Annotated in this window: 19 protein-coding genes and 2 riboswitches; of the genes, 8 read left to right on the top strand and 11 right to left on the bottom strand. The window is 72.1% G+C overall.

Annotation, left to right across the window (positions count from 1 at the left end; genetic code table 11):
- Positions 1-102 precede the first annotated feature (102 nt).
- A complete protein-coding gene (locus OHA64_RS14215; RefSeq protein ID WP_405612839.1) occupies positions 103-825 on the top strand; it encodes a hypothetical protein in 723 nt (240 codons plus the stop codon).
- Positions 826-830: 5 nt separating this feature from the next.
- Positions 831-1,679, top strand: coding sequence for a hypothetical protein (locus OHA64_RS14210; RefSeq protein WP_405612837.1), 849 nt, complete (start codon positions 831-833; stop codon positions 1,677-1,679).
- 165 nt (positions 1,680-1,844) lie between these two features.
- Here the strand turns inward: OHA64_RS14210 and OHA64_RS14205 are convergent, their stop codons facing one another.
- The gene (locus OHA64_RS14205) at positions 1,845-2,255 is read right to left on the bottom strand and encodes a DUF1992 domain-containing protein (protein WP_405612835.1); all 411 of its coding nucleotides are present in this window, start codon (positions 2,253-2,255) and stop codon (positions 1,845-1,847) included.
- 89 nt (positions 2,256-2,344) lie between these two features.
- Here OHA64_RS14205 and OHA64_RS14200 point away from each other — a divergent pair, with 89 nt between their 5' ends.
- Entirely contained in the window at positions 2,345-2,737 is a 393-nt protein-coding gene (locus OHA64_RS14200; RefSeq protein ID WP_405612833.1) for a hypothetical protein, read from the top strand.
- Positions 2,738-2,776: 39 nt separating this feature from the next.
- Here OHA64_RS14200 and OHA64_RS14195 read toward each other — a convergent pair whose 3' ends face one another.
- Complete coding sequence (locus OHA64_RS14195; RefSeq protein ID WP_405612831.1) at positions 2,777-3,448, bottom strand: O-methyltransferase; 672 nt, start codon at positions 3,446-3,448, stop codon at positions 2,777-2,779.
- A gap of 313 nt (positions 3,449-3,761) precedes the next feature.
- A complete protein-coding gene (proP, locus tag OHA64_RS14190; RefSeq protein WP_405612829.1) occupies positions 3,762-5,123 on the bottom strand; it encodes a glycine betaine/L-proline transporter ProP in 1,362 nt (453 codons plus the stop codon).
- A gap of 372 nt (positions 5,124-5,495) precedes the next feature.
- Here proP and OHA64_RS14185 point away from each other — a divergent pair, with 372 nt between their 5' ends.
- Both OHA64_RS14185 and OHA64_RS14180 read left to right on the top strand, forming a co-directional pair.
- A complete protein-coding gene (locus OHA64_RS14185) occupies positions 5,496-7,559 on the top strand; it encodes a bifunctional glycosyltransferase 87/phosphatase PAP2 family protein (RefSeq protein WP_405612827.1) in 2,064 nt (687 codons plus the stop codon).
- 94 nt (positions 7,560-7,653) lie between these two features.
- Positions 7,654-9,234, top strand: coding sequence for a glycosyltransferase family 39 protein (locus OHA64_RS14180; RefSeq protein ID WP_405612825.1), 1,581 nt, complete (start codon positions 7,654-7,656; stop codon positions 9,232-9,234).
- A 93-nt stretch (positions 9,235-9,327) separates the two neighbouring features.
- Here the strand turns inward: OHA64_RS14180 and OHA64_RS14175 are convergent, their stop codons facing one another.
- Positions 9,328-10,563: a cytochrome P450 gene (locus OHA64_RS14175; protein ID WP_405612823.1), complete on the bottom strand. Its 1,236-nt coding sequence runs from the start codon at positions 10,561-10,563 to the stop codon at positions 9,328-9,330.
- Positions 10,564-10,818: 255 nt separating this feature from the next.
- On the opposite strand from OHA64_RS14175, the gene OHA64_RS14170 reads away from it, so the two are divergent.
- On the top strand, positions 10,819-11,988 hold the full coding sequence (locus OHA64_RS14170) for a steroid 3-ketoacyl-CoA thiolase (protein ID WP_405612820.1): 1,170 nt from the start codon (positions 10,819-10,821) through the stop codon (positions 11,986-11,988).
- Positions 11,989-12,073: 85 nt separating this feature from the next.
- On the opposite strand, the gene OHA64_RS14165 is transcribed toward OHA64_RS14170, so the two are convergent.
- The 6 genes from OHA64_RS14165 to OHA64_RS14140 all read right to left on the bottom strand — a co-directional run bounded on the left by OHA64_RS14165 (position 12,074) and on the right by OHA64_RS14140 (position 19,201).
- The gene (locus OHA64_RS14165) at positions 12,074-12,901 is read right to left on the bottom strand and encodes an ECF transporter S component (RefSeq protein ID WP_405612817.1); all 828 of its coding nucleotides are present in this window, start codon (positions 12,899-12,901) and stop codon (positions 12,074-12,076) included.
- On the bottom strand, positions 12,898-14,739 hold the full coding sequence (locus OHA64_RS14160; protein ID WP_405612814.1) for an ABC transporter ATP-binding protein: 1,842 nt from the start codon (positions 14,737-14,739) through the stop codon (positions 12,898-12,900). The genes OHA64_RS14165 and OHA64_RS14160 overlap by 4 nt, the downstream gene beginning before the upstream one ends.
- The gene (locus OHA64_RS14155; RefSeq protein ID WP_405612811.1) at positions 14,736-15,965 is read right to left on the bottom strand and encodes an energy-coupling factor transporter transmembrane component T; all 1,230 of its coding nucleotides are present in this window, start codon (positions 15,963-15,965) and stop codon (positions 14,736-14,738) included. Before OHA64_RS14155 ends, OHA64_RS14160 begins: the two co-directional genes overlap by 4 nt.
- Positions 15,955-16,626, bottom strand: coding sequence for an SCO2322 family protein (locus OHA64_RS14150; protein WP_405612808.1), 672 nt, complete (start codon positions 16,624-16,626; stop codon positions 15,955-15,957). Before OHA64_RS14150 ends, OHA64_RS14155 begins: the two co-directional genes overlap by 11 nt.
- On the bottom strand, positions 16,623-17,867 hold the full coding sequence (locus tag OHA64_RS14145; protein WP_405612805.1) for a prenyltransferase/squalene oxidase repeat-containing protein: 1,245 nt from the start codon (positions 17,865-17,867) through the stop codon (positions 16,623-16,625). Before OHA64_RS14145 ends, OHA64_RS14150 begins: the two co-directional genes overlap by 4 nt.
- 128 nt (positions 17,868-17,995) lie before the next feature.
- A riboswitch (cobalamin riboswitch) is annotated at positions 17,996-18,068 on the bottom strand.
- Between the two features lie 104 nt (positions 18,069-18,172).
- Positions 18,173-19,201: an MBL fold metallo-hydrolase gene (locus OHA64_RS14140; RefSeq protein WP_405612802.1), complete on the bottom strand. Its 1,029-nt coding sequence runs from the start codon at positions 19,199-19,201 to the stop codon at positions 18,173-18,175.
- 225 nt (positions 19,202-19,426) lie between these two features.
- Between OHA64_RS14140 and OHA64_RS14135 the strand changes: the two genes are divergently transcribed.
- Both OHA64_RS14135 and OHA64_RS14130 read left to right on the top strand, forming a co-directional pair.
- Complete coding sequence (locus tag OHA64_RS14135) at positions 19,427-20,884, top strand: aldehyde dehydrogenase (protein WP_405612799.1); 1,458 nt, start codon at positions 19,427-19,429, stop codon at positions 20,882-20,884.
- A 6-nt stretch (positions 20,885-20,890) separates the two neighbouring features.
- On the top strand, positions 20,891-21,124 hold the full coding sequence (locus OHA64_RS14130) for a ferredoxin (protein WP_405612796.1): 234 nt from the start codon (positions 20,891-20,893) through the stop codon (positions 21,122-21,124).
- Positions 21,125-21,204: 80 nt separating this feature from the next.
- A riboswitch (TPP riboswitch) is annotated at positions 21,205-21,380 on the top strand.
- A gap of 9 nt (positions 21,381-21,389) precedes the next feature.
- Here the strand turns inward: OHA64_RS14130 and OHA64_RS14125 are convergent.
- Complete coding sequence (locus tag OHA64_RS14125) at positions 21,390-22,007, bottom strand: TetR family transcriptional regulator (RefSeq protein ID WP_405612793.1); 618 nt, start codon at positions 22,005-22,007, stop codon at positions 21,390-21,392.
- Between the last annotated feature and the right edge of the window lie 2 nt (positions 22,008-22,009).

Here is a 22,009-nt window from a genome sequence, read left to right as displayed (position 1 = left end):
ACACGAATGAGGAGACCGTTTGAGAGGCGCCGCCCGGGCTACCCGGTCGCGGAACCGGCCCGAACGGAGAGCCGGTTGGGTCGAGAACCCAGGAAGGCATTCATGTCCACAGGCGTGATCATCGCTCTGATCGTGATCGTGGCGGCCGTCGTCATCGTCGCGGCCGTCCTGGCTCTGCGGGCCCGGCGCGGGCCCGGGGGCCAGAACCTGAAGCGGCGCTTCGGTCCCGAGTACGACCGGGCCGTGTCCCGGCACGACGGGGACACCAAGGCCGCCGAGCGCGAACTCACCGAGCGCGTGGAACGGCACGGGTCGCTGCGTGAGCGGCCGTTGGAGCCGGGCCGACGCGAGCAGTACGAGGCTCGCTGGACGGCAGCCCAGGAGCGCTTCGTCGACTCACCGCGGGAGGCCGTGGCGGAGGCGGACCGGCTGCTCGCCGAGCTGGCCGACGCCCGGGGCTTCCCGGACGGCGCGCAGTACGAGGAGCAACTCGCCGCGCTGTCGGTGCACCACGCGCACCATGTGCACGGCTACCGGCGAGTGCACCGCGTAGCCCGCGCGGACGCGGTCGCCGGGCAGGACGGTGACGGTCGCGCCGGCACCGAGGAGATGCGCGAGGCCATGGTCGAGGCCCGGGCCCTGTTCGAGGACCTGGTGAGCCCCGCCCGGCACGAGGACCACCGCGACCAGCGCGACCACAAGGAACACCGGGCCCAGCCCCGGAAGTTCGTCGAACGGTCCGACGGCGGTACGGCGCCCGCCCGCGGTGACGGGCGCGCCCACCTGCCGCGCGGATTCACCAGGCGCCACGCGAAGGGGAGTTGAGTGACATGACGGACGCAATGACCGGTCCGGGCGCCGAGGGCGCCCCGCGCGACGGAAAGCCGAGGGGCCGGGCGACCCGGCCCGCGACACCTCCCGGACTCGACCCGGCGAAGGACGCGCCCTCGACGGCCCCGCACGCCGAGCGGCCCGAGGGCCCGACGACGGCGATCCGTGACAAGGCCCGCGGGACTTCCCCGGTCGAGCCGGACACCCGGACGCGGGAGGCCGATGCGGCACGCGGCGCCACGACGGCCGACAGGGACACGGCACGAGGCAGCGACACGGCACGAGGCGGCATGGGGTCCGGTGCCGACACCGCGCCGGGCGAGGCCGGCGGGGTCGGTGGCCCCGGCGGGTTCGGCGGCGAGACCGCCGCGGGCCGCGACAGCTCCCCGGGCCGGGCAGGCAGCCCGGGCCCGGCGGTCACCCGCGACCAGGCCGACGCCGCCCACGGCGACCGGACCGGAACGCGCGGCGAGCCCGACGGCATCCGTGGCCGTGAGGCCCACGACGGATCCGGCGCCCTCGGCGCCTCCGATGCCGGAGCGGGCGGTCACGGCAGTCGGCTGCTCCCGCGCGACGAGTGCGACAAGCTCTCCGAGCAACTCCAGCACGCCGTCGCCGGGTTCGTCGACGGGCCGCGGGACTCCGTGGCGGAGGCCGACCACGTACTGGAGGAGGCGGCCGCTCGCTTCACCGAGGCCGTGACCCAGCGGCGCCGTACGCTCCGCGGGGCCTGGCAGTCCACGGACGGCGGCGACGCGGGCAAGCCCGCGACGAGCACCGACACCGAGCAACTCCGGCTGGCCCTGCGGGACTACCGCGAACTGGCGGACCGGCTGCTGCGGCTCTGACGCCGGCACCGCCCGATCGAATCGGACGTACCAGATCACATCGGGCGCACCCGATCGCATCCGACGTACGGCTCCGTACGGCTCCGTCTGGGGTCGTACGGAGCCGTACGTCTTCGTGCGACCTGTCATGACCTGCCCGACTTCGTACAACTCCCTACGACGGGCCTACTCAGCCGCCTCCCGGAGCTCCCGCCACCGCCGTACGACCTCGTCCACGTCGTACGGTTTCAGTCCCAGCGGGGGTCCGGGCGGCGGCTTGAACATGACGTCCCGGATCTTGACGTTGACGTCCTCGACGAGCTTGCGGACGAGCCGCTCGGAGGGTGCCCGCAGGGCCGCCGCGAGGGTGTCCTCGGCCTCCTTGCGCAGGGCCAGTGTGGGCGGCAGGACGGAGAGACCCTCGCGGGCCAACTTCCGCTTGACCCACCACAGTTCTTCGTAGGTGGTGTCGGTGACTTCCGGCAACGGCTTTCCCGCGCCGGGGAGTTGGGCGAAGTCGCCCCGTCTCTCGGCTTCGCGGATCTGTTGGTCCACCCAGGACTCGAACGGAACACCGGGTGGTTTTCGCTCGGTCATGTGTCCATTGTGCCGGACGTGCCATGGCCAGGCGATTTATCATTCGGCCGCTGTATAGGAACACTTCAGGCACTTCAGAAGGAGCGCACGTGCTCGAACTCACCATGGCCGCCGTCTCCGCGGCGGACGCGGGCGCCACGGCCGGCATGCTCATGGCCGACTCGCCCAGTGACCCGGGCGCCGTGCTGCGGCTGGGCCGGGACAAGTCGGTGTGCCGGCTCTCCACGCCGGACGACTGGCTGTTCATCTCCCGGGTCCATCTGGAGTTCCTGTGCGGCCCCGAAGGAACCTGGCAGGTGACCTGGCTGCAGGGCTCCCAGCCCGACCCGTCCTCGGAGGTCCGCCTGACCGTCGGCGAGTACGCGCAGCCCCTGTCCTACGGCGGTACGGTCCCGTTGCCCCAGGGTGGCAGCGGCGAGATCATCATCCAGGACCGCACCGCCCCGCGCAGTGTCAACGTCGGCTTCTACCACGAGGTCTGACGGAGACGACCGGTCCCAGGGACTGTCCGCCGGAAGGCCCTACGCGAGCACCCGGGCCAGCGCGAAGCCGTCGTAGCCCTTGCTGCCGACGGTCTGGATCGCCGTGCCGCTCAACCGGGGGTGCTTGCCGATCAGTTCGAGGGCGGTCCGGATGCCCTGGACGTCCGGCGCGGTGTTGTCCGCGTCGGCCACCCGGCCGCCCCGCACCACGTTGTCGACGATGATCAGGCTGCCCTCGCGGGTGAGCCTGAGCGCCCACTCCAGGTAGTGCGGGTTGTTGTTCTTGTCGGCGTCGATGAAGACCAGGTCGAAGGGGGCCGGGTTCTCGTCGGCCAGCTGGGGCAGTGACTCCAGCGCCGCGCCCACCCGTACGTCGACCAGCTTGTCGAGGCCCGCGCGGGCGATGTTGCGGGAGGCCACCTCGGCGTGCCGGGGGCTGTACTCCAGCGTGACCAGGCGGCCGTCGGTGGGCAGCGCGCGGGCCAGCCAGATGGTGCTGTAGCCGCCGAGGGTGCCGATCTCCAGGATGGTGCGGGCGCCCTGGATCTGGGCGAGGAGATGGAGCAGCTTGCCCTGGGGTGCGGTGACGGCGACCTGCGGGAGCTCGGCGGCCTCGCTGTCGCGGACGGCCGCGTCCAGGGCTTCGTCGTCGGGCGTGAGGTGAGTGGTGAAGTAGTCGTCGACGTCGTCCCAGAGCTGCGACTCGCTCATACACCTGTGCCTTTCATGTGCCTAGTTAGATCTGCTAACTAGCTGCGCTAACGAATATAGTCCCGTGCCGGACCGCTGTCAGGGGGCGCGCCTCGGCGAGTTTCAGCCGATCGGCTCAGGCACGAACTGAGCGGCGCGGGTGTGGCTTGAGCGGCCGCAGTGCCCAGCCGTAGGGTCCGGCCGTGGTGACCGCCCGTTCCCTGCGACCGCCGCCGGCCCGTGCGCCGGGCAGGCGGGCCGTAGGGGCCAGTAGCCCCCTGCAGCCCCCCGCGGCCGCGCAGGGAGAAACTGCCGCCCCCGGCCGCGCAGAGACCTACCGCTCCACCGACGGTGCCGAGCCCGGCAGTGGCCTGCCCGCCGACTCCGTCATGAACCACACCGCCGCCCCGCCGACGACAGCCGCCGCCATCATGTAGTACGCGGGCATCATCATGTTCCCCGTCGCCCCGATCAGCGCCGTCACCACCAGCGGAGTCGTCCCGCCGAACAGGGACACCGACACGTTGAACCCGATCGAGAGGGAGCCGTAACGGACCCGCGTCGGGAACAGGGCGGGCAGGGCCGACGGCATCGCCGCCGTGAAGCACACCAGCAGCAGCCCCAGCGCGCCCATGCCGAGCGCGACGGCGGCCAGGCTGCCCTGGCGGATCAGGAGCAGGGCCGGGACGGACAGGAGCAGGAAGCCCGCGCAGCCCGCCGCGATGACCGGGCGGCGGCCGACGCGGTCGGTGAGGGCGCCCGCGAAGGGCTGGACGACCATCATCAGGGCCATCACGCCGAGCACGACCAGCAGGCCGTGTGTCTCGTCGTACTTGAGCTCACTGGTCAGATAGCTCGGCATGTACGACAGCAGCATGTAGTCGGTGACGTTGAAGACCAGCACCAGGCCCACGCACAGCAGCAGCGCCCGCCACTGGCCGGTGATCATCTCGCGCAGCGGCACCTTCGGGCGATGGGACTCGGCCTTCTCGACCTCGGCCGCGAACGCGGGGGTCTCCTCCAGGCGCAGCCGCAGATAGAGGCCGATGACGCCCATCGGGCCCGCGATCAGGAACGGGACCCGCCAGCCCCAGGACAGCAGATCGTCGGTGGACAGCAGGGCCGTCAACAGCGTGACCAGGCCCGCGCCGCCGATGTAGCCGGCGAGTGTGCCGAACTCCAGCCAGCTGCCGAGGAAGCCGCGGCGCCGGTCCGGGGCGTACTCGGCGATGAAGGTGGAAGCGCCGGCGTACTCGCCGCCGGTGGAGAAGCCCTGCACCAGGCGAGCGGCCAGCAGGAGCAGGGGCGCGCCGACGCCGATCGAGGCGTACGAGGGGATCAGGCCGATGGCGAACGTGCCCGCCGCCATCATGATCATGGTGACGGCCAGCACCTTCTGGCGGCCGACACGATCGCCGAGGGGGCCGAAGACCATGCCGCCGAGCGGGCGGACCAGGAAGGCCGCGGCGAAGGCGCCGAACGTGGAGAGCAGCTGGGCGGTCGGGTTGCCGGACGGGAAGAAGACCTTGCCCAGGGTGACCGCGATGTAGCTGTAGACACCGAAGTCGAACCATTCCATCGCGTTGCCCAGCGCGGCGGCCTGCACGGCACGTTTCACGAGTGCGGGGTCGGTGACGGTGGCGTTCTTCGGATCTGCGGCCGGAGACGGGGGAGGGGCGACTGTGGCAGTCGGCAAGACTTCGCTCGCCACCTTTCGACGGGGACAGGGACGGGCCTGGGCGACGGCGCCGGCGGACAGGCCGAAGGGCGACCTTAGGGGCGCATGCCCCGATCACGGTCCGCGCACAAGTCGATGCATGGGGCATGTAAATGCGCTCTGAACTGGCCTCGAGGCCAGTTCCGGAGCGGTTCCCACGAGGGCGGATTGTGATCCTTCTCGCGATCCGCGGAGGCAATCGTTCCGTCCGCGCACTATCGTCAATCCGGGACAAAAGGGGAAAAGACGTCAGGTGAAGAGGGGGCTGCACGCGTCCTTCTCCGGGGGTGGCGCGAGCCTCCCAGTTCGCAGGGCGATCCGACACGTGGACGGGGCGGAGGCCGACGAGGCGTGGCGAACGCGGAGCACAGCGGGCGAGCGGTGGAAGCTCTCGGAGCGACGGCCGTCGGCCCGGCCGTGACTGCTCAGGCCCGTCTGCGGGCGGCGCGGCTGGCCCTGTGGTTCGTCGCCGCCGTCCTCGCCGCACGAGAGGTGGCCACCGTCCTCAGGACACCCCGGGGCGAGCGGCTGACGGATCTGGAGACGTGGGTCGGCCCCAACGGCGTCCTCCATGTGAACGGCTCGCTGTACGACTCGACGAGCTTCACCGGTACACCCTTCGCCGGACTGGTGCTGAAGCCGCTCACCAGAACCGCCGAGCAGGCCCTCGGCTGGGGCTGGACCTTCGGCACCCTGCTGCTGGTCGTCGCCCTCGGCCTGGTCGCCGCCCGCGCCCTGCCCCAGCCGGTGAGCAGACGCACCTCCCTGCTCGCCGCACCGGTCGCGATCAGCCTGCTGATGCTGTCGCTGCCGATACGCAACGCCCTCTACCTCGGCCAGACCAGCATCATCCCGGTCCTGCTCGTGCTGCTCGGCCTGTTCGCCGTACGCGGCCAACGCGCCAGCGGGGCGCTGATCGGCTTCGCGGCGGCCCTGCAGCCAACCGTGCTGCTCTTCGCACCGCTGCTGTGGTTCACCGGCCGCCGCAAGGCAGCGCTCTCCACCGGCCTGACGTTTCTCGGATGCACCGTCGTCGCCTGGGCGGCGATGGCGCACGACTCGTACACCTACTGGGTGCACCACCTGGCCGGCACCGGCCTGGGCGGCAACGCCGACGACCTCGCCAACCAGTCCCTGCACGGCGCCCTGCTGCGCACGGGCCTGTCCGGACCGCTGGAGATCAGTCTCTTCCTCCTGCTCGGCGCGGGCGTCGCCGTCCTCGGCCTGCGCCGCGCGGTGCGCTACGCCCGCGACGGACAGCTGCTGCTCGCCGTCGCGATCACCGGCTGCGCCGCGATCGCCGTCTCGCCGACCACCTGGCAGCACCAGCTGCTGTGGGTGCTGCTCGCGGTCGTCGGCCGAGTCGGCAAGCGGACCTCCGACCGGTACGTGTGGCCGGTCGCCGTCGTCCTGGTGATGACGCTGCCCGCGAAGATGATGCTGCCGGACATGCCCGCGCTGTACGGCCTGCGGGACAACGTGGTGCTGCTGGCCGCCGTCGTCGCCGCCACCGTCGTCCCGTTCCTGTCGCGCACCTCGCCGCACTACCGGTCACCGGTCCCCACCGAGTACGCGCCACAGCTGCCCGCCCGCTTCCGGCACGTCCCGCTGCTGCCCTTCCTGCGCCGGGTCCTCGCCCGCCCGAGCCTGCTGCTGGAACTGCTGCTCATCCGCGTCACCTACGCCGCCTACGGCCAGGTCCGCGTCGTGGTGACCGCCGACCAGACCACCGCCGAGAGCCACGGCCGGCAGATCCACTCGCTGGAGAAGTGGCTGTCCGTCGACATCGAGCGCTGGGCCAACCACACCGTGGTGAAAGTGGACTGGCTGCGGGGCTTCTTCGACTTCTACTACGCGTCCTTCCACTTCGTCGTCCCGCTCACGATCCTCGCCGTCCTCTACGTCCGCCGCCCCGCCCACTACCGCTGGGCACGCTCCGCGCTGGGCCTCGCCACCCTGCTCGGCCTGCTCGGCTTCTGGCTCTATCCGCTGGCCCCGCCGCGCCTGATGCCGGGCTCCGGCTTCATCGACACGGTGCACGGCGTCCAGGACTTCTCCAAGCCGGACTACGGCGCGATGACCGAGGTCACCAACCAGTACGCGGCGATGCCCTCACTGCACTTCGGCTGGTCCCTGTGGTGCGGCATCGTGATCGCGGTCCTGGCGCCCAAGTGGTGGATGAGGCTCCTGGGCCTGCTGCATCCGCTGCTCACCGTGTCCGCGATCGTGGCGACCGCCAACCACTGGGTCCTCGACGCCGTCGGCGGCGCGGCCGTGGTCGGCGCGGGCTTCGGCCTGACGTACCTGCTTACGGGACCACGCGCGGCGGCCGTGGCCGCGGCCGCCGTCGCCGGACAAGGGCGACGGACCGACACCCGGGCCGAGCAGGCCGACCGGGCACCCTTCGGCCGTTGATTCCCGTCCCACCCGGCCCATTCGAGCCCTCTCACCTGCGAACGCGACGACGGCTGTTGATCCGAGGGCGGCCCATCGGGGCAAGGATCATCAGGTGCCGCACCCAGCAGGCCCCATGTCTCCGGAGGTCACCATCACCCAGCATCTGGACCCCGCGGGGACGCTCCCGGGCGGTGGCTCCCGGCCCGACGCGCCCGGTGCGGGCCGGCCGGGTGGCCGTACCGGACGGGCGGTGGCGGTCCTCGTTCCGGCCGTGACCGCGCTGGGGTCAGGCCTGTGGGGGATCGGCCGGCAGGACAGCATGTGGCGCGACGAGTCGGTCACCTACCAGGTGGCCCACCGGTCGCTGGGCGACCTGTGGGGACTGTTGCACCACATCGACGCGGTGCACGGTCTGTACTACCTGCTCATGCATGCCGTGTTCGGCCTGTGGGACGGCGGTCCTGCGGCCCTGCGGCTGCCGTCCGTGCTTGCGACCGTCCTCGCCGCGGCCGGCGTCGGGGTGATCGGGACCCGGCTCGCCGGGCCCCGGACCGGCACACTCGCGGGACTGGTCTTCGCGCTGCTGCCGGTCACCCAGATGTATGCGCAGGAGGGGCGCTCCTACGCCCTGGTCACCGCGGGCGTCACCTGGGCGACGTACTTCCTCGTCCGTGCCACCGAGGCACCCGGCACGCGGCCCCGCTGGTGGACGGCGTACGGCCTCACGCTCTCCCTCGCCTGCTGGCTGCATGAGTTCGCGGCGCCTGCCCTGGTGGCGCACGGGCTGACACTGTGGTGGTCGCGTGCGCCGAGGGCGGTGTGGCGGAGCTGGGGGATCGCGGCGGCATGCGTGGCCGTGAGCCTGTCGCCGCTTGCGTGGGCGAGCCTGGGGCAGGCGGACGCGCAGCTGGGCTGGCTCGGGCGTCCGAGCGTGGGCATGTGGCTGCGGTTCCTGGCCGTTTCGGCGGCAGGCGCGCTGCTGTGCCGGTTCCTCACCCATGAGAGTTCGGGCGAGGGTCATGCCGGGACCGCCGCCCTGGCCCGCCTCTCCCTCCCGCTGCTGGTCGCCCCGACCGGCCTGCTGATGGTCGTGTCGCTGGCCAAGCCGTGGTACGTCGACCGGTACGTGCTGTACGCGATGGCCGGCCTCGCGCTGCCGGCCGGAGCCGCGCTGTCCCGGGCGGTCGGGCTACGGCACCACCTCGCCCCCGCCGCCCGCGCACTGACCGCCTGTCTGTCGGCGGCCGTGGCCGTCGCGGTCCTGCTGCCGTGGTCGCTGCTGGTCCGCTCGCCCGAGAGCCGCAAGGACGACGTCGTCGCGGTCGCCCACGCCGTGGAGAAGACCGCGCACGACGGCGACGGCGTGCTGTTCATGCCGGCCCGGCGCCGCGAGTGGCTGCTGTCCTACCCCGAGGTCTACGGCCGCCTCGACGACCTGGCGCTCGCCGAGTCCCCGGCCGTCTCCCGCACCCTCCAGGGCACCGAACGCCCCGCCGCCGAGATCCGCCGTCGCCTCCTGGCGTCGGACCGTGTCATCGCCCTGACGGACCCCTCCGGCCAGCCGCTCGACCCGTTCCCGCAGGAGGAGGTCAAGCGGAAGACGCTCAGGACCGACTTCGAGGTCTGCGAGCGCACCCGGGTGCGTGGCGCGCAGATCGTCGTCCACGCCCGCCCCGGCCACTGCGCACCGTAACCGCATCCGATGTCCAGCCCCTCCGGCCCCCGGGCGCAGCCCGGACGGGCCGACGGCGCCGGGAGCCGTCGGCCCGAGTACTCGGGGTGTGCGTCAACCCGCGCTGACCTGGAGCTCCTTCACCCCGTTGATCCACGCCGACCGCAGCCGACGCGGATCCCCTGTCGGTTTCAGCGTCGGCATCGCGTCGGCGATCGCGTTGAAGATGAGGTCGATCTCCAGGACGGCGAGGGACTTGCCCAAGCAGTAGTGCGGGCCCCCGCCCCCGAACCCGAGGTGCGGATTGGGATCGCGGGTGATGTCGAAGACGTCCGGGTTCTCGAAGACGTCGGGGTCGTGGTTGGCGGAGGCGTAGAACAACCCCACCCGGTCACCCTTCTTGATCTGCTTGCCGCCCAGTTCGGTGTCCCGGGTGGCGGTGCGCTGGAAGGAGTTGACGGGAGTCGCCCACCGCACGATCTCCTCGGCCGTCGTCGCGGGCCGCTCCCTCTTGTACAGCTCCCACTGCTCGGGGTTGGTGAGGAAGGCGTGCATGCCGTGGGTGATGGCGTTGCGCGTGGTCTCGTTGCCCGCCACGGCCAGCATCAGCACGAAGAACCCGAACTCGTCCGACCTGAGGTTGCCCTCGTCCTCGGCCGCGACCATCGTGGTCACGATGTCCTTCGCCGGGCACTGCTTGCGATCGGCGGCCATGTTCATGGCGTACGCGATGAGTTCGGTGGCCGACTCGGCGCCGACCTCCTCGGTGATCGCGTACTCCGGGTCGTCGTACGAGATCATCTTGTTGGACCAGTCGAAGATCTTGGCCCGATCGTCCTGCGGGATGCCGATGAGCTCGGCGATGGCCTGGAGAGGCAGCTCGCAGGCGACTTCCGTGACGAAGTCGAAGGAGCCGGTGCGGGCGCGGGCGCTCGCCGCGATCGCGAGGGCGCGGGAGCGCAGGTTGTCCTCCAGCGCCCGGATGGCCCTCGGCGTGAACACCCGCTGCACGATCTGCCGGACCCGGGTGTGCTCCGGCGGGTCCATGTTGAGCAGGATCAGCCGCTGGGCGTCGATCGCGTCCCGCTCGATGTGCTCGTTGAAGCGGATGATCGCCGTGTTGAGGTACGAGGAGAAGATCTCCGGGTGCGTGGAGACGTACTTGACGTCCGCGTGCCGCGTCACGGCCCAGTACCCCTCGTCCTGGAACCCGGCGAGGTTGCTCGTCTGGGGGATCCAGCGGACCGGTTCAGCCCGGCGCAGCTCGGCGAACTCCGGGAGGGGGACGCGGTGTTGCAGCAGGTCGGGATCGGTGAAGTCGAACCCGTCGGGGAAAGCTGGACAGGGCATGGGCGACTCCGGCTGGGGTTCTTGGTCGCATACTTCTGACGGACCATCAGGAATGAGGTCGCCGTGAAGGTAGTAACGGGTTCCGCAAGTAGCAAGAGGCGCGGCGCGTCGAATTGCCTGCACACCCCTTGCGGTTGCGGGTGGCAGGTCAGCAGACTGCAGGTGGAACGGAACTAGAACACGTACTAGTTCCGCGTGGCGGGCCGGGCCGGGACGCCCCCGCGCCGCGCGGGTATCGGAGGAGAGGAACTCCCCATGGCCGCGGAACCCGTGATCGTCGAGGCTGTACGCACCCCCATTGGCAGGCGCGGCGGCGCGCTCGCCAATCTGCACCCCGCCTATCTCCTGGGCGAGACCTACCGTGAACTTCTCGGCCGCACCGGCATCCCCGCCGACGCGGTCGAACAGATCGTCGGCGGCACGGTCACCCACGCCGGCGAACAGTCCATGAACCCCGCGCGCACCGCCTGGCTGGCCGTCGGCCTGCCCTACGAGACGGCCGCGACGACGGTCGACGCACAGTGCGGTTCCTCCCAGCAGGCCTCGCACATGGTCGCCAACATGGTCGCGGCCGGGGTCATCGACGTCGGCGTCTCGTGCGGCGTCGAGTCGATGTCGCGGGTCCCGCTGGGGTCCGGATCGAAGCACGGGCCGGGGAAGCCGTTCCCCGACGAGTGGAACGTGGACCTGCCCAACCAGTTCGAGGCGGCGGAACGGATCGCGCGCCACCGCGGACTGACGAGGGAGAACGTCGACTCCCTCGGGCTCGCCTCCCAGGAGCGGGCGGCCGTCGCCTGGTCCGAGGAACGCTTCAAACGGGAGACGTTCGCGGTCCAGGTGCCGACCACCGAGGACGAGCAGCGCGCCGGACAGGGCATGTGGCGACTTGTCGACCGCGACGAGGGCCTGCGCGACACGTCGATGGAGGCGCTGGCGGGACTCAAGCCCGTCATGCCGACGGCCGTCCACACGGCGGGCAACTCCTCGCAGATCAGCGACGGAGCGGCGGCGATCATGTGGTCGTCGAAACGGATGGCGCGGGCACTGAAGCTGCGGCCCCGCGCGCGGATCGTCGCGCAGGCACTCGTCGGAGCGGACCCGCACTTCCACCTCGACGGACCCATCGACGCCACGCGCGCGGTGCTGGGGAAGGCGGGCATGTCCCTGAAGGACATCGACCTCGTCGAGATCAACGAGGCCTTCGCGTCCGTGGTGTTGAGCTGGGCCCAGGTCTTCGAACAGGACCTGGCGAAGGTCAACGTCAACGGTGGCGCGATCGCGCTCGGGCACCCCGTGGGGGCCAGCGGGGCCCGTCTCATCACGACGGCACTGCACGAACTGGAGCGCACGGACAAGGAGTTCGCGCTGGTGACGATGTGTGCGGGCGGCGCCTTGGCCACCGGCACGATCATTCAGCGGCTGTAGTCGTCCACTTCAGGAACGTGGTGGACGCGGCGGGGCCGAGGGTGAGGACCGGTCCCGCCGGTGTTCGTGAGGGAACCGGTCGGCGCTACGCGTCGAAAACGACCGGCGTCTCGAAGGCGGCCCGGCGGGTGGCGCGGCGCAGGGCGCGGAGGATCGCGGGGCCGATCAGGAAGGTCAGGACGACGGTGACCAGGGCCCGGCCCAGGTCCCAGCCCAGCGAGGTGGCCAGACAGTAGGCGAGGAAGCGGGCCAGGTTGGCGGGGACCGCGGCGTCCGGGGCGAAGGCGATGTTCGACGCGTTCTGCTGCATGAACGGCCAGCCGGCCAGGTTCATCACCGTGCCGTAGGCGAAGGCGGCGAGGAAGCCGTACCCGGCCAGCAGACCCAGTTCCGCCCGGCCGCGCAGGCGGTCCGGACCCGGCAGCAGGCCGGCACCCATCGTGAACCAGCCCATCGCCAGCATCTGGAACGGCATCCACGGCCCCACCCCGCCCGTGAGCAGCGCCGACGCGAACATCGTCACCGAGCCGAGCACGAAGCCGAATCCTGGGCCGAGGACCCGCCCGCTCAGCACCATCAGGAAGAACATCGGCTCGATACCGGCCGTCCCGGCCCCGATCGGCCGCAGCGCCGCCCCCGTCGCCGCCAGCACGCCGAGCATCGCCACCGCCTTCGGGCCGAGCCCCGACTCGGAGATCGTCGCGGCGACGACGGCGACCAGGAGGACCAGCAGGCCCGCGAAGAGCCACGGCGCGTCCTGCGCGTGCGCGCTGACCCGGGAGGTGGGCGGGGCGAGGAACGGCCAGCAGAAGGCGACCGCGCCGACCGCGCTGACCAGGGCGAGTGCGAGCAGGGAACGAGGGCCGAGACGGACGGCGCGGGCCTGGCGGGTGGTGTCGTGCGCGGCGGTCATGACAGCGCCCTGCGCACCTGGGCCACCGTGAGCCACTTCCGCGGCGCCAGGATCTTGGTGACCTGCGGGGCGAAGGCCGGTGACCCGACCACCACGTCCGCCGTCGGCCCGTCCGCGATCACCTCGCCGTCTGCCAACAGGACGACCCGGTGGGCCAGTTCCGCGGCCAGCTCGACATCGTGCGTGGCCAGCACGATCGCGTGCCCCTCGGCCGCCAGCCCCCGCAGGACGGTGACCAGGCGCGCCTTCGCCGCGTAGTCGAGGCCCCGGGTCGGCTCGTCGAGGAGCAGCAGAGGAGGGCGGGCAGTCAGGACCACGGCCAGGGCGAGCGCGAGACGCTGCCCCTCGGAGAGGTCGCGGGGGTGGGTGTCGTCGGTGATGCCCGGCAGCAGCTCGGAGACCAGCGCCCGGCAGGTGCCCGCCGTGGCGCCCGCGTCCCGGTCGGCGGCCGCGCACTCGGCGGCGACCGTGTCGGCGTACAGCAGGTCCCGGGGTTCCTGCGGTACGAGACCCACCAGGCGTACGAGGTCACGCGGGGCCGTGCGGTGCGGTACGGCTCCGCCGACCCGGACGGACCCGGCGGCCGGCGCGACCAGCCCGACGAGCGCCGCGAGCAGCGTGGACTTCCCGGCGCCGTTGCGGCCCATGAGGGCGACGGTCTCGCCGGGGGAGACGGTGAGGTCGATGTGGCGGAGAGCCTGGACGCGGTCGCGGCGGACGGCGAGGGAGCGGACGTCGGCTGTGGGGGTGCCGGGTGTGGGTGTCCCGGGCGTGCGGGGGCCGCTTGTGGGTGTGCCCGTGCGGGCCGGGGCGGCCGGGGGCTTTTTGCGGAGGCGCCAGCGGGAGGCTCGGGCGGGGGCGTCGGCAGCGGGGGTGTTGGCGGTGGTGGTGGGGCGGGGAGCGGATGACCGGAATGGTTCGGCGACGGCGACGGCGACGGCGACGGGGCCGGGGCCGGGGTCGGGGCCTGGGTCGGGTTCGGCGACGAGGCCGGCAACCGGTTCGTCGTGCGTTCCCTCCCGTCCGGTCAGTCGTTCCCGAAGGTCACCGGCTCGGCGTCGGGCGTCCCGGACCGTCAGGGGCAGGGGGGACCAGTCCGCGAGGCGGCCGAGGCCCACCACCGGCGGGTACACCGGCGATACGGCCATGATCTCGGCAGGGGTGCCGAGGACGGGCGCGGCTGAGGGCGTCGGGAGGAGGGCGACCTGGTCGGCGTACTGGAGGACGCGTTCCAGGCGGTGCTCGGCCATGAGGACCGTCGTGCCGAGGTCGTGCACGAGCCGCTGGAGCACCGCGAGGACCTCTTCCGCCGCCGCCGGGTCGAGCGCGGACGTCGGCTCGTCGAGGACCAGGACCCGTGGGTGCGGGGTGAGGACCGAGCCGATCGCGACCCGCTGTTGCTGGCCGCCGGAGAGGGTGGCGATGGGCCGGTCCCGCAGGTCGGCGAGGCCCAGGAGATCGAGGGTCTCCTCGACGCGGCGGCGCATCACGTCCGGGGCGAGCCCCAACGACTCCATGCCGTAGGCGAGTTCGTCCTCGACGGTGTCCGTGACGAAATGGGAGAGCGGGTCCTGGCCGACGGTCCCGACCACGTCGGCGAGTTCGCGGGGCTTGTGCGTGCGGGTGTCCCGGCCGGCGACCGTGACCCGGCCGCGCAGGGTGCCTCCGGTGAAGTGCGGGACGAGACCGCTGACCGCGCCCAGGATCGTGGACTTGCCCACGCCCGACGGGCCCACGAGGAGGACGAGTTCGCCTTCCGGCACCTCGAAGTCGACGTCCCGGACGGTGGGTTCGGCGGCCCCGTCGTACGTCACGGAGACCCTCTCGAAGCGGATCACGACGGTTCCTTGAGTGAGGACTTGGGTGAGGTCTTGAGCGAGGGCTGGAGTGAAGACCTGGGCCCGGAAGCGGGAGCTGGAGCGGAAACGGAAACCGGCGCCGGTGCGACGAAAGCGGGGAAGAGCCCGAGGAGGATGGCCGCCGCGGGCCACAGCGGGAGGCTGGGGGTGACGAGAGGGACCACGCCGGGGTGCAGCGCCTCCGGGTCGTGGGCGGCGGCCAGGGTCAGCAGGGCGGCGACGGCGGCACCGGACCCGGCGACCAGCCAGGCGCGGACGTCCCACCGGTCGGGACGGTAACGGGTGCGGAGGGAACGCCGGCCGCCGAGGTGTAGACCGGCCAGGGCGGCGGCGAGCCCGGCGATCAGGACGGGGAGACCGTAGGTGCCGCCTTCGGCGGTCAGCAGACCGTACGTTCCCGCGCAGACGCCGAGCAGGCCGCCGAGGGTGAGGGCAGCGGTCGTACGGCGGACGGGGGCGGGTACCTCGGCGGTACGGCCGTAGCCGCGGGCGTCCATCGCGGCGGCCAGGGAGACGGACCGTTCGAGGGCGCCCTCCAGCACCGGGAGCCCCACGTGCAGGAGACCGCGGACGCCCTTGTCCGGGCGGCCGCGGAGACGGCGGGCGGCGCGCAGTCGCTGGACGTCGGCGATGAGGTTCGGGGCGAAGGTGAGGGCGACGACGACGGCCACGCCCATCTCGTACAGGGCGCCCGGGAGGGACTTGAGCAGCCGGGCCGGGTTCGCCAGCGCGTTCGCCGCGCCGACGCAGATGAGGAGCGCGGCCAGCTTCAGACCGTCGTAGAGCGCGAAGAGGAGCCCCTCGGCGGTGACCCGGCCACCGAGTCGGACGCCCTGCGCCCAGTCGGGGAGGGGGACTTCGGGGAGAGTGACGATCACGTGCGTGCCGGGGATGGGGGAGCCGAGGACCACGGCGAAGAGGAGGCGGACGAGCAGGACGGCCAGGGCGAGTTTGACGAAGGCGGAGTAGGAGTGCGCGGTGGGGGTGTCGGGGCGGCGGGCGGCCACCACGTAGGCGGAGGTGGCGATGAGGAGGGCCAGCAGGAGGGGGTTGGTGGTGCGGGTGGCGGCGGTGCCGAGGCCCAGGGCCCACAGCCACCAGGCGCCGGGGTGCAGCACGGCGCGGCGCTGGTGCCGGCGGCCGGACACCGGCTTCACACGGATGGTGCCGATCCTGTCCGCGGACCGCTCGCGGCTACGACCCATCCCTGCGCCGCCTCGCCTGCCACACGGCCGCCGCGCCCAGTACGGCGACGGCGGCGACCCCTGCGAACAGGCCCACGGAAGGTCCCCCGCCCGCCGGGTCCGCGGCCTTCTTCTCCTTCGGGTTCTGCTCCTTGGACGTGGTCCCCGGCGTCTTTCCCGTCGTCACCTGCTCCCCGCACCCGGTCCTCGGGTAGCCCGCGATCGCACACAGCAGGGCGTCGGTGTCGTAGCGCAGGGGTTTGGCGACCGAGGCGAGGGCCTCCGCCGTCGTGGCGTCGGGGGAGACGACAGCGCATGCCGTTCGTCGCGTCGGCGGGCTCTCGCCGGAGGGGGCGTCCGTCCTGGTGCCGAAGTCGATGACCAGGGCCACCCTCTTCCTGCCGTCGCGTGCGGGCGAGTCCGCGCAGATCGTGCCGAAGTCCGCCGTGCCGCGCGGCTGTGTCGCGTCGCCGGAGTCCTCGCTCACCGCGAAACGGAAGCCCTGGACGTCGCCGTCGGAGGGGCGGGCGGTGGAGGGGCCCTGGGTGGCGTACGTCCACCGGTCGCCGTCGCGGTCCCAGAAGGACCAGTAGCGGTAACCGGCGGCCTGCGCCTGGCCCGTGACCCCCACCAGCAGGAACAGGACGGTCACGAACAGTGTGGCGGCACGGCGGCGGGTCACGGCCGCTTCCTCTTGTTGCGGCCGCTGAGCAGGAAGCCGATGCCGGCCCCGGCGGCGAGACCCGCGCCGACCATCCACCAGATGTTCCCGTTGCCCGAGTCGTCGTCCGTGGCGGACTCGGCCTTGCCCGACTCGCCGGTCGAGCCGGACGGTTCGGTCGTCGTCCGCAGGGCGGGCCCCGTCGCGTTGAGCTGCTTCACCAGGTCCGCGCCGCCGAAGTCGCGCGGATCCGTGCCCGTCGCGTGCGCGGCGAACACCAGTTGGGCGTAGGCGGCGGGCCCGCTCTGCTTCGCCCACGCGGACGAGTTCCGCTCCAGCCACTTCAGGGGCCTAGCGGCCTGCTCGGCCCCGCCCTGCGCGGCGAGGGCGACGACGGCGTCGGCGGTGTTGCCGAAGTCGGGCTGGTCGGTGGCGCCGGGGAGGGCGGACTTGAGGTGGCCGTCCTTCCCGAGCGCTTTGGTGAGGTAGGCGGCGCCGTTGGCGGCGGCCTGCCGCGGGGAGGGGGAGCCGGAGTCCGAACAGGCGGCGGTCTCCTCCTTCTTGGCGGGCTCCACCATCATCCCCTTGCCGAGCGCGCCCACCACACCGGCCGCGGTCGCGTCCGCGTTGGCCGCCAACTTGCGCTTCTTGTCCGGCTGGAAAGCGAAGGCACCGGCCCCTTCGCCCTCACACGGCAGGGTGAGCTTCACCAGGGCGTCGTACGGCGACCGGCCGCCCTTCTCGACCTGCGCGGGCTTGTCCCCCACGGCTGCCAGCGCGCCGATGACGACGGACGTCGAGTTCGTGTCGCTGGCGCCGCCGGGCGCGTACCCCCAGCCGCCGTCCGTGTTCTGCACGGACTTCAGCCAGGCGACGGCCTTGCCGGTGGCGTCCCGGTGGCCGCCGAGCGCGGTGAGGGCCTGGACGGCGGCGGCCGTGTTGTTGGTGTCGACCATGATCTTGGCGTCGCACGCCTTGGTGACGTCGGCGCGGAAGGGAGCGAAGGCGCCGTTCGCACACTGCTGCCCGGTCAGCCAGTCCACGGCCGCCGCGGCGGGCCGTACGCCCACGGTGTGCTGGGCGAGCAACGCGAGGGACTGACGCCAGACGCCGTCGTACGTCGGGTCGGTGCTGCCGTAGAGCCCGGACGGGGGCGCGGGTGACGCGGACGGGGAGGGGCCGGCGGCGACGGCGGGCGCGGTGACGGCGCCGATCACGGCGGTGGCGGCGGCCAGAACCAGGGCGCTGCGGCGGACGTTCATGATCGGCGGGTGCCTCTCCCTGGGGGAGCCAAACAGCACGGGACACCCCGGCGGCTCGGCTCCGTATACCTCGACGGTGCCGCACACCGGCCGGTCGCCGGTGCACGTGAGCCGGTCACGTCCGTGCGGGGCAATCCGGCTCGCCGTCCCGACGGACGGCTCACGGCTGCGGGCCAGCGCCGGATTCACACCGGCTTCCCCCCGTACGGGCATGATGACGACCTGCCCACTCTACTGGCCCGTACGCAACGCCCCACCGGCCGCCCGCCGGTGACGAGGCCTAGGCGCGGGGCGTCGCGCCCGGTTTACACGGCCACGTACGTCACCGGATCGCTCCCCGGCACCGCCTCCGCCCGTCCCAGCTTCACCAGGCGTCGCAGATGTGCCTCGGCCTCCGAGACGGCGATGTTCCTGGAGCCGTAGGGGATCTGCTCCCAGGGGCGGTTCCACTCCATGTGCTCGGCGAGCTGCCAGGGGGTGAGGGGCTCGGCCAGGAGGGTGAGCAGGCCGGTGAGGCGGTCCTCGTGGTGGGCGAGCAACTCCCGTACGCGGGACGCCGCGTCGGTGAAGGCGTGCTGGTGGGCCGGGAGCACCTCGGCGGGGGCGAGGCGGCCGACGCGTTCCAGGGAGTCGAGGTAGTCACCGAGGGGGTCGGTCACGGTCGCGTCGTCGGGATCCTCGTACAGGCCGATGTGCGGGGTGATCTCGGGGAGCAGGTGGTCGCCGGAGAACAGGCGGCCGTGGCCCGGGAGCCCGGCCGGGTGCTCCTCCTCCAGGTGCAGACAGACATGGCCCGGAGTGTGGCCGGGGGTCCAGATCGCGCGCAGCCGGCGGCCCGCGAGGTCGAGGAGTTCGCCGGGGACGATCTCCCGGTCGGGCAGCGCGGGGGTCAGCCCGGGCACGGAGGAGGGGTGGCGGGCGGTGCGCAGGGGCGCCACGTGGTCCTCGGGGGCGCCGGCGGCTTCGAGCTTCGCCGTCATGTAGGTGAACCAGCGTTCGGGGCGGGTCGAGCGGGTCCGCCGTACGATCGCGCCGTCCGCCGCGTGCATCGCGATCCACGCGCCGGACTCCTCGCGCACCCGGCCGGACAGACCGTGGTGGTCGGGGTGGTGGTGGGTGATCACCACGCCGTGGATCTCGCCCGGTGAGGTGCCGCAGGCGGCCAGTCCGTCCGCGAGGGCGTCCCAGGAGGCCGGGTCGTCCCAGCCGGTGTCGATCAGTACCGGTCCGCGGTCGGTGTCGACGACGTGGACCAGGGTGTGGCCGAGGGGGTTGTCCGGGATGGGGACCCTGAGGGACCGGACGCCGCCGCCGTGGTCGTACACCTGCGCCATGGGCTCCCCAATCGCCGCGCCATCGCAGCGTTGTCGCCGCGTTCCGGCCACGCGGGGCCGAGTATAACTAGAACGCGTTTCGATGGGAGCCCGGGACGACCTCCTCCTCCGGACCGGGGCGATCGTCTCGTCCCCGTCCCGCCCGTGGACTCCTCCGAGTAGAACTGGTATCAGTTCCCTATCTGATGAACCGTCAGAGACAGTCGCTCCGGGGAGGCAGTCGCCATGACCGAGCTCGTGGAACACGGACAGCTGTTCATCGGCGGGGAGTTGACCGACCCCCTGGGCACGGACGTCATCGAGGTGGTCTCCCCGCACACGGAAGAGGTCATCGGCCGCGTGCCGCACGCCTCGACGGCGGACGTGGACCGGGCGGTGGCCGTCGCGCGCGCGGCCTTCGACGAGGGGCCCTGGCCGCGGATGTCGCTGGACGAGCGGATCGAGGTGGTCACCCGGATCAAGGACGCCATCGCCGTGCGGCACGAGGAGATCGCCCGGGTGATCTCCTCCGAGAACGGGTCGCCGTACTCCTGGAGCGTCCTCGCCCAGGCGCTCGGCGCGATGATGGTGTGGGACTCGGCGATCACGGTCGCGCGCGACTTCACCTACGAGGAGACGCGCGCCGGCGTGCTCGGCCGCATCCTCGTGCGGCGCGAGCCGGTGGGAGTGGTGGCCGCCGTGGTCCCCTGGAACGTCCCGCAGTTCGTGGCCGCCGCCAAGCTCGCGCCCGCGCTGCTCACCGGCTGCACGGTCGTACTCAAGCCGTCGCCCGAGTCGCCGCTGGACGCGTACCTGCTGGCCGAGATCACCCGCGAGGCGGGGCTGCCCGAGGGCGTGCTCTCCATCCTCCCCGCGGATCGCGAGGTCAGCGAGTACCTGGTCGGGCATCCCGGCGTGGACAAGGTCTCCTTCACCGGCTCGGTGGCGGCCGGCCGGCGGGTCATGGAGGTCGCCTCCCGCCATCTCACCCGCGTGACACTGGAGTTGGGCGGCAAGTCGGCGGCGGTGGTACTGCCGGACGCGGACGTGGAGACGGCGGTGGCGGGGATCGTCCCGGCGGCCTGGATGAACAACGGACAGGCGTGCGTGGCGCAGAGCCGCATCCTGCTGCCCCGGTCGCGCTACGACGAGTTCGCCGAGGCCTTCGCGGCGGCGGCCGGCGCGCTGGTGGTCGGCGACCCGCTGGACCCGACGACGCAGGTGGGCCCGCTGGTGGCCGAGCGCCAGCAGCGACGCAACCTCGACTACATCCGCATCGGCCAGGAGGAGGGCGCGAAGATCCTCACCGGCGGCGGGCGCCCGCCCGGCCAGGACCGGGGCTGGTACGTCGAACCGACCCTCTTCGGCGATGTCGACAACTCGATGCGGATCGCCCGCGAGGAGATCTTCGGCCCGGTGATCTGTCTGCTGCCCTACGGCGACGAGTCCGAGGCGGTGAAGATCGCGAACGACTCGGACTACGGCCTCAGCGGCAGCGTGTGGACGGCGGACGTCGAGCACGGCATCGAGATCGCCCGACAGGTCCGTACCGGAACGTACTCGGTGAACACCTTCAGCCTCGACATGCTCGGCCCGTTCGGCGGCTACAAGAACTCCGGACTGGGACGGGAGTTCGGGCCGGAGGGCTACGGGGAGTACCTGGAGCACAAGATGATCCACCTCCCGGCCGGCTGGGAGGGCTGAGCGATCATGGGTGACCGCTGGCAGGTCGAGGTCGACCGCTCGTTGTGCATCGGCTCCGCGAGCTGCGTCCACCACGCCCCCGACGGCTTCCGCCTCGACGCGGGCCGCCAGTCAAACCCTGTCGAGCCGGAGGCCGACGCCAACGAGAAGGTCCTCGCGGCGGCGGAGGCCTGCCCGGTGGAGGCCATCATGATCACGCTGCTGGGGAGCGGGGAGCCGGTGTTCCCGCCGGAGGAGTAGGGATCACGCACCGGAGGCAGAAAATCATGAATCGGGGGGTTATGTCTGCGTGTGAACGTTCTACTATGGGAAGTGGCCTACGGGACGAGTGAGGGAGTTCGACCGGAGTAGCCGACTGTGGCGCGACGCTCAGGCATCCGCCGTGGCCGACGTCGACGGTCGGGCTGAGAGGCCGGAAGGCAGTGGTCGGGCCGGAAGGCGACCCCCAGCACCTGATCCGGGTAATACCGGCGAAGGGAACCCGTCTCGTAGGTTCTTCGCGCGCTCAATTCCCGTCCGGGTCCGTCAGATCGATCAACCGGCACACCGTCTCGATGTCGATCTTCACCTGGGCGATGGAGGCGCGGCCCGACAGCCAGGTGGTCAGCGCCGAGTGCCAGGTGTGCTCGATGACGCGGACGGCGGAGAGCTGCTCCGGGGTGGGATCGTCCAGGCCCATCGCGTCCAGGATGATCGCCGTCGTCTGGCGGGAGACCTGGTCGACCTCGGCGCTGACGCTGCGGTCCGCGAACGTGAGGGCGCGGACCATCGCGTCGGCCAGATGCGGCTCGCGCTGCAGCGCGCGGAAGGCCCGCATCAGGGTCTCCGCCACCCGCTGTGCCGCCGACTCGCCCGTCGGCGGCTTCTTCCGCAGCGTGCCGTGCATGTGCTCCAACTGGTCCTGCATCGTGGCGACCAGCAGATGCACCTTGGACGGGAAGTACCGGTACAGCGTGCCGAGCGCCACCTGGGAGGACTCGGCCACCTCACGCATCTGGACCGCGTCGAAGCCGCCCCGGCTGGCCAGTTGGGCGCTCGCGTGCAGGATGCGGCGGCGGCGCGCCTCCTGCCGCTCGGTGAGGGGCGAGGACAGCGCCTTGTTCGCCTTGGCTTCCACAGGCATGG

The sequence above is a fragment of the Streptomyces sp. NBC_00076 genome, assembly GCF_045041235.1.
GTDB lineage: Bacteria > Actinomycetota > Actinomycetes > Streptomycetales > Streptomycetaceae > Streptomyces.
The sequence above is the reverse complement of the archived record's forward strand: the minus strand, read 5'-3'. Positions and strand labels throughout refer to the sequence as shown.